The 14,370-nt window shown below is 58.0% G+C and carries 16 protein-coding genes; 7 read left to right on the top strand and 9 right to left on the bottom strand.

Annotated features, from left to right (window positions below; all coding sequences use genetic code 11):
• The 7 genes from AC2CGQ_RS10370 to pyrC all read right to left on the bottom strand — a co-directional run bounded on the left by AC2CGQ_RS10370 (position 1) and on the right by pyrC (position 4,564).
• Complete coding sequence (locus AC2CGQ_RS10370) at positions 1-117, bottom strand: DUF2770 family protein (RefSeq protein WP_004927822.1); 117 nt, start codon at positions 115-117, stop codon at positions 1-3.
• A gap of 122 nt (positions 118-239) precedes the next feature.
• Entirely contained in the window at positions 240-866 is a 627-nt protein-coding gene (locus tag AC2CGQ_RS10365) for a LuxR C-terminal-related transcriptional regulator (RefSeq protein ID WP_015377442.1), read from the bottom strand.
• A gap of 216 nt (positions 867-1,082) precedes the next feature.
• Positions 1,083-2,198 carry an N-methyl-L-tryptophan oxidase gene (solA, locus tag AC2CGQ_RS10360; RefSeq protein WP_021504910.1) on the bottom strand — a complete coding sequence of 372 codons (1,116 nt, stop codon included), beginning with the start codon at positions 2,196-2,198 and terminating at the stop codon, positions 1,083-1,085.
• Between the two features lie 139 nt (positions 2,199-2,337).
• Positions 2,338-2,592 (bottom strand): biofilm formation regulator BssS, encoded by a 255-nt coding sequence (bssS, locus tag AC2CGQ_RS10355; protein WP_004927812.1) that lies wholly within the window; start codon positions 2,590-2,592, stop codon positions 2,338-2,340.
• 201 nt (positions 2,593-2,793) lie between these two features.
• The gene (locus tag AC2CGQ_RS10350) at positions 2,794-3,072 is read right to left on the bottom strand and encodes a hypothetical protein (RefSeq protein WP_484593651.1); all 279 of its coding nucleotides are present in this window, start codon (positions 3,070-3,072) and stop codon (positions 2,794-2,796) included.
• Positions 3,073-3,202: 130 nt separating this feature from the next.
• Entirely contained in the window at positions 3,203-3,442 is a 240-nt protein-coding gene (gene dinI / locus AC2CGQ_RS10345; RefSeq protein WP_015377444.1) for a DNA damage-inducible protein I, read from the bottom strand.
• A 75-nt stretch (positions 3,443-3,517) separates the two neighbouring features.
• A complete protein-coding gene (pyrC, locus tag AC2CGQ_RS10340; RefSeq protein ID WP_004927803.1) occupies positions 3,518-4,564 on the bottom strand; it encodes a dihydroorotase in 1,047 nt (348 codons plus the stop codon).
• A 213-nt stretch (positions 4,565-4,777) separates the two neighbouring features.
• Here pyrC and AC2CGQ_RS10335 point away from each other — a divergent pair, with 213 nt between their 5' ends.
• Positions 4,778-5,065: a putative quinol monooxygenase gene (locus tag AC2CGQ_RS10335; RefSeq protein WP_015377446.1), complete on the top strand. Its 288-nt coding sequence runs from the start codon at positions 4,778-4,780 to the stop codon at positions 5,063-5,065.
• A 60-nt stretch (positions 5,066-5,125) separates the two neighbouring features.
• Here AC2CGQ_RS10335 and rne read toward each other — a convergent pair whose 3' ends face one another.
• Positions 5,126-8,458 (bottom strand): ribonuclease E, encoded by a 3,333-nt coding sequence (gene rne, locus AC2CGQ_RS10330; protein ID WP_076740344.1) that lies wholly within the window; start codon positions 8,456-8,458, stop codon positions 5,126-5,128.
• Positions 8,459-9,010: 552 nt separating this feature from the next.
• Here rne and rluC point away from each other — a divergent pair.
• Positions 9,011-9,970 carry a 23S rRNA pseudouridine(955/2504/2580) synthase RluC gene (gene rluC / locus AC2CGQ_RS10325; RefSeq protein WP_015377448.1) on the top strand — a complete coding sequence of 320 codons (960 nt, stop codon included), beginning with the start codon at positions 9,011-9,013 and terminating at the stop codon, positions 9,968-9,970.
• 6 nt (positions 9,971-9,976) lie between these two features.
• On the opposite strand, the gene AC2CGQ_RS10320 is transcribed toward rluC, so the two are convergent.
• Positions 9,977-10,558, bottom strand: coding sequence for a Maf family protein (locus AC2CGQ_RS10320; RefSeq protein WP_004927784.1), 582 nt, complete (start codon positions 10,556-10,558; stop codon positions 9,977-9,979).
• Positions 10,559-10,699: 141 nt separating this feature from the next.
• On the opposite strand from AC2CGQ_RS10320, the gene yceD reads away from it, so the two are divergent.
• The 5 genes from yceD to fabD are packed head-to-tail and all read left to right on the top strand — an operon-like array spanning position 10,700 to position 14,359.
• The gene (gene yceD, locus AC2CGQ_RS10315; RefSeq protein ID WP_004927780.1) at positions 10,700-11,221 is read left to right on the top strand and encodes a 23S rRNA accumulation protein YceD; all 522 of its coding nucleotides are present in this window, start codon (positions 10,700-10,702) and stop codon (positions 11,219-11,221) included.
• 16 nt (positions 11,222-11,237) lie between these two features.
• Entirely contained in the window at positions 11,238-11,405 is a 168-nt protein-coding gene (gene rpmF / locus AC2CGQ_RS10310; protein ID WP_004927778.1) for a 50S ribosomal protein L32, read from the top strand.
• Between the two features lie 11 nt (positions 11,406-11,416).
• Positions 11,417-12,451 carry a phosphate acyltransferase PlsX gene (plsX, locus tag AC2CGQ_RS10305; protein WP_071796784.1) on the top strand — a complete coding sequence of 345 codons (1,035 nt, stop codon included), beginning with the start codon at positions 11,417-11,419 and terminating at the stop codon, positions 12,449-12,451.
• Positions 12,452-12,457: 6 nt separating this feature from the next.
• On the top strand, positions 12,458-13,411 hold the full coding sequence (locus AC2CGQ_RS10300; RefSeq protein ID WP_004928723.1) for a beta-ketoacyl-ACP synthase III: 954 nt from the start codon (positions 12,458-12,460) through the stop codon (positions 13,409-13,411).
• A gap of 18 nt (positions 13,412-13,429) precedes the next feature.
• Positions 13,430-14,359, top strand: a complete 930-nt coding sequence (gene fabD / locus AC2CGQ_RS10295; protein ID WP_015377451.1) for an ACP S-malonyltransferase — start codon at positions 13,430-13,432, stop codon at positions 14,357-14,359.
• Positions 14,360-14,370 lie beyond the last annotated feature (11 nt).

Here is a 14,370-nt window from a genome sequence, read left to right as displayed (position 1 = left end):
TTACATGACGAAGAAGAAATAGACATCCAACGCCAGCAGCACCAGCCACAGACAAAGGTAAAGCACCAGGTGCTCACGCACATTGTTGACGATAGCCGCCAGTATTCGGTTTAACATTTCAGCTGCCTGAAGAGAAGGACCCTTGATTATAGTCCTTTTCTCGGCGTCTTTTACAGCGCGCCGCGCGTGAGTGCTGGAAGAGCGGCGATAAAAAAGCCTGCGTTATCGCAGGCTTGATGTTATACCGCCAGCAGCGCCAGCGGCGTCGAATTGGTTGGCGTGCTCGGTGGGTAGAAATAGCGCAGCACGTTATACAGCGAGTAGAACTCCAGCCGGTTGCGCGCGTTGATCTTCTCCGTGATGTGACGCTTGTGCACGTACACCGTATGCGAGCTGATCTGCAGCTTTTTCGCGATGCGGTAGTTGGGCATTTCCGCCATCCAATATTTCATTACCGTCAGTTCTTGCGGGCTGAACAGGGAACGCTCTTCGCCGTCATCGGCCAGCGCCAGCGGATTTTCGCGCAGCGTGCGTAAGGTGAGCGGCAGAATGCTTTTATTGAACAGAAAGGCATTATCGGCAATGCGCATTGGCGCTTCGCTGTAAGGATAAGGTGTATCGAGATAGATAAACAGCAAGGCGGACTGGCTGGCTTCCATAAATGCCTGCAGCTGTGCGTCCGCTTCGTTATAGCGGCATTGGTTGCTGAGGTTCACCAGAATGTGGCTCGGCTGAAAGCTGGCCAACAGCGGCGTAGCGTATTCAATGCTGTGGCAGCACTTGATCGTCGTAATCCCACTATCAGCAAAGTAGCTGGCTATACCGACCCGGGTGAAGCAGCATTCGTCCACGACAAGTAGTTTCATGGTGACGTCCTTGTTGAAAGCCGATGGAGCATATCTTCTGTAAAATAGGACTTACACTGCAAGTGTTCAATTCGGAAATTCAAATGCTGAATGCAAGAAATTTCCGTTATCAGAATTTTTACTTGGTATTTAAAAGAGTTAGCAGGTTAATAAATTGTAACCGGCAGATTTCGCTGTCCAGGGCGCGACGGGAACGTGGACAGCGAAATCCTTCGCTTAGCTGAATCGCTTCAGACCAAAGCTGGAGAGGTCAACCGGCGGCGCTTTGTCCTGCGCGAACAGCGCGGCGATCTCGCCCAGTGCGCTGGCGAACTTGAAGCCGTGGCCGCTCAATCCGCTGATGACCATCAGGCGATCGCAATCCGGCAGGGTATCGATAATAAAATCTTCGTCGGGGCTCATATCATAACTGCAGGCTTCGCCGTGTAAACATACGCCTACACCCGGCAAAAATTGCCGCAGGAAGGAGAAAACTTCCGTGCCGTCGCTGGCGTAGCTGCCGAAGGGTTTGCGCTGTTCGGGGGCATCCATCGGCTGGCCGCCGTCGTGTTTGCCCACTTTCAGGCCATCGTTATCCGCCGGGAAGCCGTAATAGTGCGTGCCGTCCTGCGCTTCGACGGTAAAGGCCGGGAAGCGATTGTTCACGCTGTAGCGGCCGTCCGCCTGATGCCAGGAGAATACCTTGCGCAATGGCGCGATAGGCAGCTGCGGCAACAGCGCTTTCACCCAGGTGCCTGCGGTGACCACCGCTTTTCGCGCCGTGAAACGCCCTTCGCCGGTGACGATCTCAACGCCGCCATCAATGGGGTTCACCGCGCTGACCGGGCAGTTGAACAGCTGGCTGCAGCCGGCCTCTTTCGCCAGTTTGATCAGGCTGGCAACCGCCTGTTCGGAGCGCAGGAAGCCGGCGTCTGGCTCGAAGACGCCGACGTAACCTTCCGGCGCGCGGAATTCCGGCCAGCGTTGAGCGATCTGTTCGGCGCTGAGGGTTTGCGCATTCAGGCGAAACTTTTGCGCGCTCTGCTGAGCATTGCGAATGAATTCGGAGTGCTGCGGCCCCAGGTTGAGTACGCCGCACGACTGGAACAGTTCTTCACCGGATTGCTGAATCAGCGCATTCCACAGCGCCTGTGCACGCAGCACCAGCGGCACGTACTTTTCACCTTCGCCGTAAGCGTGACGAATGATGCGGGTATCGCCGTGATGGCTGCCGTTGCGGTGTGGAGGAATGGCGCTGTCGATCATCAGCGCTTTCAAACCGGCCCGGGTAGCGTAATACCCTGCCGCCGCGCCGACTGAACCGCTGCCCACCACGATCAAATCATATTCCACGTGCCCACCCTCTCTGATAGCAATTGCTTATCGCCCCATGATAAAAGGTTGGCGAGCGCAATGCACTGATTGAACGGCGAAAGGCAAAGAAAAAGGCGCCGGGAACGGTCACGGCGCCTTAGGGTTAGGGGACGATGAATCAATGTTTTCTGCGATCAAGATCCTGGTAATCCGTAGCTTCAATCTTGGCGATGCCGGCCTCTAAAATATTGATTAATTGACGGGCGACATCTGTAGTCAGCCAAAGCGTTCGGTCTACTTGGGCTTCTTCGGGCGTTTGGTCTAGTGAAGACAGGTAATGAAGGCGTATCATCATGGCGTCGTAAACGTCGACAGTACTGATATCCCAACCGACAAGCGGGTGCGTCTGAATTACTTCATCATTTCTGTCCATAAAGACCCCTTATTGAGTAGTAACTACCGTGAGTGACTAACGAGGATCAATGCGGCTCATCATCATGAGAGCAATTACAGTATACGCATCCGCTTTCAACGGTGGAGAGGGTTGTCACCGAAATTTGCAAAATAAATATTTATTTGAACAATTATTCTACAAATTTGTATGTGCAGCAGTGGATGAGCAGAGCGCAGCGCGTTATTCCGCGTCGGCAGGCGGCGATGCGCCATGCAGACATTTTTCCAGCTCTTCGGCCAAATGGGCGAAATGCTTTTGCGTTTCGGCATCGCGATTCTGGCTGTGCGATTCCAGCTTCAGGCTGTGGATCAGCCGTTGGTTGGCTTTGTCATCCAGGCTGAAGGCCAGATAAGAAAAAGCCACTTCCAGTACGTTCAAGCGCCTTTTCTGATCGGCTATCAGCGTCAGCAGTTCGCCAAACGTCATTGCGTCTTCGGATTTCACCTTGTCCGGGGCCATGCTAACTCCTTTGCGTTAAATACAGCGCTGAGGCGGATTTTGTTCCAGAGTAAGGGTAAGCGATGAATGGGCAGGGCGCCAGAAACAAAAAAGCCGGAGAGCGACCCCCGGCAAAAACAGCATTGCAGTGTTATTCTGCGCTAAACCATTCGTCTGCGCTTTCCCAGGTTTCCTGAAGGATTTCCTCGATCAGATCCCGGTCGGTTTTGGCGCCCCCCAGCACGGAGAGCCCGTTGGCGCCGGCATAGCGTACGTGCACGACGGCGTCTGGAAACTGGCGGTTGACCCGCTTGCCCAGTTCTCCGGTCAGCGCCTCAATGGCGCCCGCCGGCAGCGGCCGGGTTTTATCTATAGTGACTTCAACACGCATAATTGCCCCCGAAGCGATTTACTGTTTATTTATACAGTTAACCGAGTGCGGGGGCAAGAGGGCGAAGCAAAAATATCAGTCTTTCAGCGACCAGTTCAGGGTTTCACCCGCCAGGAAGGGGATCACGGATTCATTGCCGAGGGCGATCTCTTCCGGCTGGGTGGTTGGCACGCGCTGCAGTTCGATGAAGTCTTCGTTGAGCGGCAGGCCATAGAAGCGCGGGCCATTGAGCGAACAGAAGGCTTCAAAGTGTTCCAACGCGCCGAGTTGTTCGAACACGGCGGCGTAAGCCGGGATGGCATTCGGCGCGTTGAAGCAGCCGGCGCAGCCACAGCTGGACTCTTTACGGTGCTTGAGGTGCGGCGCGGAGTCGGTGCCAAGGAAGAAGCGGTCCGAGCCGCTGGCCACCGCCTGACGCAGCGCCTCCTGGTGGACATTGCGCTTGAGGATCGGCAAGCAGAACAGGTGAGGGCGAATGCCACCGACCAGCATGTGGTTGCGGTTGAACATCAGGTGCTGCGGCGTGATGGTGGCGCCGAGGAAACGATTGCCTGCCTGCACATATTGCGCCGCTTCCTTGGTGGTGATGTGCTCGAAGACGATCTTCAGCTCAGGGAAATGCTGGCGAATCGGTTCCATCACCTGTTCGATAAAGCGCGCCTCGCGGTCGAAGATATCGACGGCGGGATCGGTCACTTCGCCGTGGATCAGCAAAGGCATGCCGATTTTTTGCATCTGTTCGAACAGCGGGTAAATACCGGTCACGTCGCTGACGCCGTGGCTGGAGTTGGTGGTGGCGTTGGCCGGATACAGCTTGGCGGCAGTAAACACCCCTTGTTCGAAGCCGTTGACCAGTTCACTGGCCGCCAGGGAGTTGGTCAGGTAGCAGGTCATCAGCGGAGTGAAGTTGTGCCCCTGCGGGACCGCCGCCAGAATGCGATCGCGGTAGGCGCGCGCGGCGGCCACGGTCGTTACGGGCGGAACCAGGTTCGGCATCACGATCGCCCGGCCAAATACCTGACTGGTATAGGGCACCACCGTTTTCAGCATTTCATCGTCACGCAGGTGGATATGCCAGTCGTCTGGGCGGCGGATTTTCAGAACTTGAGGTTGTGCGGTCATCTAGCTAGGCTCCGGCGGTCAAATACGTCTAATGAAAAGCGAATAATGGGTTTATTCACGCCGGGGTGTAAGGATAAGCGGAAAGTGCCGCAGATGCATCTGTTTGTTGCCGACAAGTTGAAATCAATAGCGCGGCGGGCGCATAGTAACCGGGATTTCAACGATGCCGACGCCAATACCGTCGACCTTCATCAAGTGGAAAGGGAGAAAGCAATGGAAGTACGCGTTATCGCCACCCTGCAAGCGAAAGCGGGATTTGAAGCCGCCGTCAGCGAAGCGGTGCACGACATTATCGAGCCGAGCCGCCAGGAGTTGGGCAACCTGCAATATGACTTGCATCGCGATCTGGAAAAGCCGGGTGTTTTCGTGTTCTTTGAGCGTTGGGCCAGCAGCGAAGCGCTGGATAAGCATAATGAGACGGCGCATTTTCAGCAGTTCGTCAGCCGGCTTGACGGCAAGTTGGATGTTCTGGACATCAAAAAACTGAAGAAGATCGCCTGAGTATTTTACAGGCAAGAAAAAACCCGCCGATGGCGGGTTTTTTTAGGGGTGCAGATTAACTTATTCGTTAACCGGCTGCGGTTTGGTGGCCGGCGCGGTTGCCTGGCTCACCGCCGAATGGCCGCCTGCGGAGCCTTTGCCTTCGAAGTTGAAGGAAGGGCGCTGCCAGTCGCTGTGCTTGCGTTCTTCCGGTACATAGGCTGGTGCCGGCGCTTTGGTCATCGGTGCAGTGGCGATGTGTTTGTACAGCACGTTCTGCACGGCTTTCACCGGCGCCGGCTGCTGAGCAACCACTGGCGCAGGGGCTGTTTCCACCGGAGCGGCTTCCACGGCCGCCGCCGTAGGTGCAGCTTCTACCACTGGCGTTTCTTTCGCTGGCGTGGCTTCTACCGGCGCAGTTTCGACCACAGGCTCGTCCTCGACCGACTTAGCTTCAACTACAGGCTCTGCAGCAACGGTTTCAACTACCGGCTCGGCTTCCACTGCCGGGGCAGTCTCTTCCACTTTCGGCTCTTCAACCGCGGCTTCCGCCGGCGCCGGGGTTTCCTCGGCCGGGATAGCAACGACAGGCGCTACGGCTGCAGCTTCTTCCGTTACGGTGACGGCGGCAGTTTCAACGGCGGCTTCTGGTGCCGGTTCGTTGACGCTGGCCGCGGCCTGGGTTTCTTCCACGGCAACGTTGTGTTGTTCAACCGCTGCGGCGACAACCGGTGCCTGCTCTACGGCTTCGGTCTGCACTTCGGCTTCTTCAACCTGAGCGACCGGGTAGCTTACCCAGACTTTGCCCGATGCCATTTCCGGCGAAGCGAAGGCACCCGCCAGCGGCATTGGAGATTGCAGCGGGTAACGCTCATCGCGGTAACGACGGCGGCGCTGGCCGCTGACGCGCAGGTGACGCGGTGAACGACGGGAGCGGCGCGGCATGCCTTCGCCGTTGCCGCGGTTTTCACCCTGGGCATCGTCTTCCGGCTGTGCGGCAACGGTTTCCGGCAGCAGCTTGACGCTATCGTCGGCGGTCGGCTGCACGTCTTCGGCTTTCGCTACCGGCGCTTTCGGCGCCAACAGCTCTTCCGCTGCACGCTGCAGCTCTTCTTCGGCAGACAGGATACGCACTTTCTGCGTCAGCGTGCGGCGCTGACGGCGCTGCATGTTCTGCTGCTGGCGTTCTTCCTGCTCTTCGTCGGTGCTCTCGACCGCTTCAACGCTTTCCAGCGCTTTCACTTCCTGCTGAGCCTGACGTTTCTCTTCCTGACGGCGACGCTGGCGTTCAGCACGCTGCTCACGACGCTGCTGCTGATCTTCGCGCGGCGCTTTAGCGCTTTCTTCCGAAGTGGTTTCCTCCGCTACCGGCGCGTTCTGCTGCTGGTTGCGGCGGTTACGACGCTGCTCATCGCGGGACTCACGCGATTCACGGCCTTCACGGTTCTCACGCGGTTCACGGTTGTCGCGCTCGCGATTGTCACGGCCTTCACCGCGCTCTTTACGCTCGCCGCGTTCAGGACGATCGCCACGCTCACCGCGCTCTTTACGGCCGGTGCCTTGGCGGCGCTGACCGCGACGATCCTGACGACGGTTTTCACCGTTGCCTTCCGCTTTCGGCGTTTCGGCCGGTTTGGCTTCTTCGACGGCAGGTTGTTCTTCACCGGCGAACAGGCTCTTCAGACCACCGAACAGGCGGCCCAGGAAGCCCTGCTTGGCGGCGACCGGCGCTGCGGCTTTCGCCTTGGCGGCGGCAGCGACAGGTTTGGTCACGGCGACGGGCTCTTCAGCCGGCGGCGGCGCATCGGCGGACAGCGAGAAGGAAGCCAGGGCCGGTTGCTCCGGACGCTTGCGTTCCATCGGCGCATCTTCCAGCGGGCGCTCCATGTCTTCTTCGTGCAGCTTCGGCAGCAGGTAGCTGAGGGTAGAGGTTTCCTCGCCCTTGCGCACGCGCAGCACCGAGTAGTGCGGGGTTTGCATCTGATCGTTCGGCACGATGACGGCTTTCACGCCGCCCTGGCGTTTTTCGATCGCGCTGACGGATTCGCGCTTTTCGTTCAGCAGGTACGAAGCGACCTGAACCGGCACGATAGCGTGAACTTCTTTGGTGTTTTCCTTCAGCGCTTCTTCTTCGATCAGGCGCAGAATGGACAGCGCCAGCGATTCGTTGTCGCGAATGGTGCCGGTGCCGTTACAGCGTGGGCACACGTGGTGGCTGGACTCGCCCAGCGACGGGCTGAGGCGCTGACGCGACATTTCCAGCAGGCCGAAGCGGGAGATGCGGCCGATTTGGATGCGCGCGCGGTCTTGGCGCACGGCGTCACGCAGGCGGTTTTCCACTTCGCGCTGGTGGCGTACCGGCGTCATGTCGATGAAGTCGATGACGATCAGGCCGCCGAGGTCGCGCAGGCGCAGCTGGCGAGCGATCTCGTCCGCCGCTTCCAGGTTGGTGTTGAACGCCGTCTCTTCGATGTCGCCGCCGCGGGTTGCGCGCGCGGAGTTGATGTCGATGGCGGTCAGCGCTTCGGTGCTGTCGATGACGATCGAGCCGCCGGACGGCAGGCGCACTTCGCGCTGGAAGGCGGATTCGATCTGCGATTCGATCTGGTAGTGGCTGAACAGGGGAATTTCACCGCTGTACAGTTTGATTTTGCTGCTGAAATCCGGGCGACCCAGCGCAGCGATGTGCTCTTTGGCCAGATCGAGAATTTTCGGGTTGTCGATCAGGATTTCGCCGATGTCCGGGCGCAGGTAGTCGCGGAAGGCGCGCACGATAACGTTGCTTTCCTGGTGGATCAGGAACGGCGCAGGGCGGCCTTCGGCGGCTTTTTTAATCGCTTCCCAGTGCTTCAGACGGAAGGAAAGATCCCACTGCAGCGCGTCGGCGGATTTGCCTACGCCCGCGGTGCGAACGATCAGGCCCATGCCGTCCGGCAGCTGCAGCGAGGAGAGCGCTTCTTTCAGCTCGGTGCGATCGTCACCCTCGATGCGGCGAGAAATACCGCCGGCGCGCGGGTTGTTCGGCATCAACACCAGATAGCTGCCCGCCAGGCTGATGAAGGTGGTCAAGGCGGCGCCTTTGTTGCCACGTTCTTCTTTGTCTACCTGAACAATGACTTCCTGGCCTTCGCGCAGCACATCTTTGATGTTTGGGCGACCATGGGAAGAGTAATTGCTAGGGAAGTATTCGCGGGCGATTTCTTTAAGGGGGAGGAAACCATGTCGTTCTGCGCCGTAATCCACGAACGCTGCTTCAAGACTTGGTTCAATGCGGGTGATTTTGCCTTTGTAAATATTCGCTTTTTTCTGCTCATGACCCGGACTTTCGATATCCAAATCATACAGCCGCTGTCCATCTACGAGGGCAACACGCAACTCTTCCTGCTGAGTTGCGTTAATCAACATTCTTTTCATCTTAACTTACTCGTTATTTTTACATTATCGACAAAGCTGCGGGCAAAATAACCTCATGGCCGGAGTTAAACCGAAAGCCCCGTGTCTTCTCGCAAAGTCGTCAACCTCACGGTTGTCGCCTGCATAGGGGCGCATTATCTCGGTAAGCCTGCTTTTCTTTGTGAAAGACAGCACTTTTACTAGGGGAATAGCCTCTGATTTACGTCGACAGATCTGATTCCATTTGCCGGCCAAGCTGCAACCCGCAGCCCGCTAATTGTTTGATTTCGCATTACGTCTTACGCCATTGCTGCGTTTTTGCGCGATCAGACAAATTTTATAATTCCACCGTTTTCCCTGTTTAACGAGAATCAACGCGGAAAGTGACTGCATTATTCCACTGCTGATGCCGTTATAGCAAGGTGACTTTTCCTTAACTGCGGAAGAAATCGCAAACGTTCAAATCGGCTTGCTGCCTTATTGTCCGCTGGGGTTTCGCCCGCCGTCAGAGAGACAGTTAAGCACAGAAAAAGATGTGGCGCTATTCACGCGCTCTATTTAGAATCCCGCACCATGAAAACGAACAATCCAGCAGTACAATTCATCACGATTTCCGACGACGAAGCCGGTCAGAGAATCGACAACTTTCTGCTCGCTCGCCTGAAAGGCGTACCGAAGAGCATGATTTATCGCATCGTGCGCAAAGGCGAGGTGCGGGTCAATAAAGGGCGCATCAAGGTTGAATACAAATTGGCGGCCGGCGACGTGGTGCGCGTGCCGCCGGTGCGGGTGGCCGAGCGCGAAGAGACGCCGGTGTCGGCCAAGCTGGATAAGGTGGCGGCGCTGGCCGACTGTATTCTGTATGAAGACGACCACCTGTTGATCCTCAACAAGCCTTCCGGCACCGCGGTGCACGGCGGCAGCGGCCTGAGCTTCGGCGTGATCGAAGGGCTGCGCGCGCTGCGCCCGGAAGCCCGCTTCCTCGAGCTGGTGCACCGTTTGGATCGCGATACCTCCGGCGTGCTGTTGGTGGCCAAGAAGCGTTCCGCGCTGCGTTCGCTGCATGAGCAACTGCGGCTGAAGGGCATGCAGAAGGATTATCTGGCGCTGGTGCGCGGCCAGTGGCAATCGCACTGCAAGGCCGTACAGGCGCCGCTGCTGAAAAATATTCTGCAAAGCGGCGAACGTATCGTGCGCGTCAACAGCGAAGGCAAGCCTTCGGAAACCCGCTTCAAGGTAGAAGAGCGTTACGAATTCGCCACCCTGGTGAAGGCCAGCCCGATCACCGGGCGTACTCACCAGATCCGCGTGCACACTCTGCATGCCGGGCACCCGATCGCCTTTGACGATCGCTATGGCGATCGCGAGTTCGATCGTCAACTGGCGGGTACCGGCCTGAAGCGTCTGTTTCTGCACGCCGCGGCGCTGCGTTTTGAGCATCCGGCCACCGGCGAAACGATGCGCATCGAAGCGCCGATGGACGAAGAACTGCGCCACTGCCTGCAGGTGCTGCGCCGGCAGGCGGCCAAGTAATCTGCGTCACACCAGCGGGTTGATGCCTTCAGCCCGCAACATGTCCAACAGCGCGATCAACGGCAGGCCGATCAGGGCGTTCGGATCCCGGCCTTCCAGCCTGTCGAACAGCGCGATCCCCAATCCCTCGCTCTTGAAACTGCCTGCGCAGTTCAGCGGTTGCTCCAGACGCACATAGGCGGCTATCTCCGCTTCGCTTAGCGCGCGAAAATGCACGTGAAACGGCTCGCACAAGGCTTGCAGCTGCTTGCTGCGGCCGTTGTACAGCGCCAGGCCGGTATAGAAAGTCACTGCCTGGCCGCTGGCCTGCCGCAGCTGCGCGCGGGCGTTTTCCTCGGTATGGGGCTTGCCGGTGATGTTGCCATCGATCACGCAGACCTGATCGGAGCCGATGATCAGATGCTCGGGATAGGCGAGGGCCAACGCCTGAGCCTTCGCCGCCGCCAGGCGCAGCACCAGCGCTTCGGCGCTTTCGCCGGGCAAGGGGGTTTCATCCACCTCCGGCGCGGCGCAGTCGAACGGCAGCTGCAGCTTCTCCAGCAGCATTTTTCGATAGGGGGAAGTGGAGGCTAAAAGCAATCTCTGCATAATTTTTTTCGCAAACCGTAGCGTAAATGGGTACGGCATTTTAAACTGTCGGCCGCTGTGGAAGCGAATATTGGTGAAAGGAGCCGTTTTACGGCCTTTTTCTTTGACTCTATGTCGTTACAAAGTTAATATGCGCGCCCTATGCAAAAGGTAAAATTACCCTTGACCATTGATGCGGTACGTACCGCTCAGAAACGCCTGGACTATGCTGGTGTCTATGCGCCTGAGCAGGTTACTCGTGTTGCCGACTCCGTGGTCAGTGTGGACAGTGATGTCGAGGTGTCGTTGTCGTTCAATATCGACAATCAACGCCTCGCGGTGATAACAGGGCATGCGGACGTCACGGTAACGTTGATGTGCCAACGCTGTGGAGTCCCGTTCGAACATCAGGTTCACACAACATATTGTTTTAGCCCGGTCGTCAATGATGAGCAGGCTGAGGCATTACCGGAAGCGTACGAACCGATCGAAGTTGACGAGTTTGGCGAAGTCGATCTGTTGGCAATGATTGAAGACGAAATTATTCTTTCACTGCCTGTCGTTCCGGTACATGAATCTGAACACTGTGAAGTGTCCGAAGCGGACATGGTATTTGGCCAACTGCCTCCCGAGGCGGAGAAACCGAATCCGTTTGCCGTATTAGCCAGTTTAAAGCGTAAGTAATTGAGGAGTAAGGTCCATGGCCGTACAACAGAATAAACCAACCCGTTCCAAGCGTGGCATGCGTCGTTCTCACGATGCTCTGACCACGACTACTCTGTCTGTAGACAAAGTATCCGGTGAAACTCACCGTCGTCACCACATCACTGCCGACGGTTTCTACCGCGGTCGCAAGGTTATCGGCTAAGTAGCGATACCTTGACTCGTCTAACCCTGGCGTTAGATGCAATGGGCGGGGACTTCGGTCCCTGCGTCACAGTGCCTGCTTCGTTGCAGGCACTGGCCTCTAATTTACAGCTTCATCTCCTGCTGGTCGGCAATCCCGACGTCATCTCTCCCTTGCTTGCCCACGCCGATCCGGTTCTTCTGGAGCGTCTGCAAGTCGTGCCCGCCGTGTCCGTGATCGCCGGCGACGCCAAACCTTCACAAGCGATACGCGCCAGTCGCGGCACGTCGATGCGCATTGCGCTCGAACAGCTCAGCAGCGGCAACGCGCAGGGGTGCGTCAGCGCCGGCAATACCGGTGCGCTGATGGGATTGGCGAAGCTGCTGGTCAAGCCGCTGGAAGGCATCGAGCGCCCGGCGCTGATGACGGCGATCCCGAACCAGCAACGCAGCAAAACCGTGGTGCTGGATCTGGGCGCCAACGTTGAGTGCGACAGCACCATGCTGGTGCAGTTTGCCGTGATGGGTGCGGTGATGGCGGAAGAGGTGATCGGCATTGCGCAACCGCGGGTGGCGCTGCTGAATATTGGCGAAGAAGAGACCAAAGGCCTGGATAATATCCGCGAAGCGGCCGCTGTGCTAAAAAATACTCCGGCAATCAACTATATTGGTTACCTGGAAGGAAACGAACTGCTCACCGGCAAGACCGACGTGTTGGTTTGTGATGGCTTCGTGGGCAATGTCACCCTGAAAACCATGGAAGGGGTGGTCAGGGTGTTCTTATCGCTGCTGAAATCGTCCGGCGACGGAAACAAGCGAGCGTGGTGGCTGAAATTGTTGGGCCGTTGGTTGCAAAAACGGGTGGTTAAGCGGTTCGGCCACCTGAACCCCGACCAGTATAATGGCGCATGTCTGTTAGGATTGCGCAGCACCGTAGTCAAGAGCCACGGCGCTGCGAACCCTCACGCGTTTGCAGTCGCAATCGAACAGGCTGTGCAGGCGGTGCAGCGGCAAGTCCCGGAAAGGATTGCTGCGCGCCTTGAGGCTGTATTACCTAAGAGTGACTGATCGTACATGTATACAAAGATTCTCGGTACGGGGAGTTATTTGCCCGTACAAGTGCGCACCAATGCTGATTTGGAAAAAATGGTGGATACCTCTGACGAGTGGATCGTCACGCGTACCGGTATCCGCGAACGTCGCATCGCCGCCGCGGATGAAACCGTTGCGACGATGAGCTTCCAGGCCGCTGAAAAAGCGCTGGAAATGGCAGGTGTGGCTAAAGAAGACATCGGGCTGATCGTGGTGGCGACCACCACGAATACGCACGCGTTCCCGAGCGCGGCGTGCCTGGTGCAAGACATGCTGGGTATCAAAGACTGCGCGGCGTTCGATCTGGCTGCGGCCTGCGCCGGCTTTACTTACGCGCTCAGCGTGGCCGATCAGTACGTGAAAAACGGCGCGGTCAAACATGCGTTGGTGATCGGCGCAGATCTGTTGTCACGCACGCTGGATCCTGAAGATCGCGGCACCATCATCCTGTTTGGTGATGGCGCAGGGGCGGTGGTGCTGGGGGCGTCTGAAGAGCCGGGCATTCTGTCTACCCATCTGCATGCCGACGGCAGCTACGGCAACCTGCTGACGCTGCCATATAAGGATCGCCAGAATCAAGACAAGCCGGCCTATGTCACCATGGCGGGCAATGAAGTCTTCAAGGTTGCGGTCACCGAGCTGGCGCGCATCGTCGACGAGACGCTGCAGGCCAACAACATGGACCGCAGCGAGCTGGATTGGCTGGTGCCGCACCAGGCCAACCTGCGCATCATCAGCGCAACGGCGAAAAAACTGGGCATGGGGATGGACAAAGTGGTGGTGACGCTCGATCGTCACGGCAACACCTCTGCCGCCTCGGTGCCTTCCGCACTGGACGAAGCCGTGCGCGACGGGCGAATTCAGCGTGGCCAACTGGTGCTGTTGGAAGCCTTCGGCGGCGGCTTTACCTGGGGCTCGGCGCTGGTTCGTTTCTGATTTGGACAGGAAGAAAAAATGACGCAATTTGCTTTTGTTTTCCCGGGCCAGGGGTCGCAGACCGTTGGCATGCTGGCCGAGTTGGCCGCCCAGTTCCCGATCGTCGAAGAAACCTTTGGCGAGGCTTCTTCCGCCCTGGGTTACGACCTGTGGCAGCTGGTGCAGCAAGGTCCGGCGGAAGAACTGAACAAAACCTGGCAGACCCAACCGGCTCTGTTGGCCGCTTCCGTGGCGATTTTCCGCGTGTGGCAGCAGCAGGGCGGTAAAGCGCCTGCGCTGATGGCGGGCCACAGCCTGGGCGAGTACTCGGCGCTGGTCTGCGCCGGCGTGCTGGACTTCAAGGCGGCGATCCGTCTGGTCGAGCTGCGCGGCAAGCTGATGCAGGAAGCGGTGCCGGAAGGCACCGGCGCGATGTACGCCATCATCGGTCTGGACAACGACGCGATCGCCAAGGCGTGCGAAGAGTCCGCGCAGGGGCAGGTGGTTTCTCCGGTCAACTTCAACTCGCCGGGCCAGGTGGTTATCGCCGGCAATAAAGAAGCGGTTGAACGTGCAGGCGCCGCCTGCAAAGCCGCCGGCGCCAAACGTGCGCTGCCGCTGCCGGTGAGCGTGCCTTCGCACTGCGCGCTGATGAAACCGGCCGCCGACAAGCTGGCCGTGGCGCTGCAGGACATCACCTTCAACGCGCCGCAGGTGCCGGTGGTGAACAACGTCGACGTACGCACCGAAAACGATCCTGAAGCGATCCGCAGCGCGCTGGTGCGTCAGCTTTACAGCCCGGTGCGTTGGACCGAGAGCGTAGAATTTATCGCAGCACAGGGAGTGACGTCGCTGCTGGAAGTGGGGCCGGGCAAAGTGCTGACCGGTCTGACTAAACGTATTGTTGACACCCTGACGGCTGCGGCGGTGAACGACACCGCCAGCCTGTCGGCGGCGCTTGAACAATAAAGAGGAAAATG

This window comes from Serratia sp. DFXYC6 (genome assembly GCF_057196085.1).
This window is presented reverse-complemented; position numbering and strand designations above follow the sequence as displayed.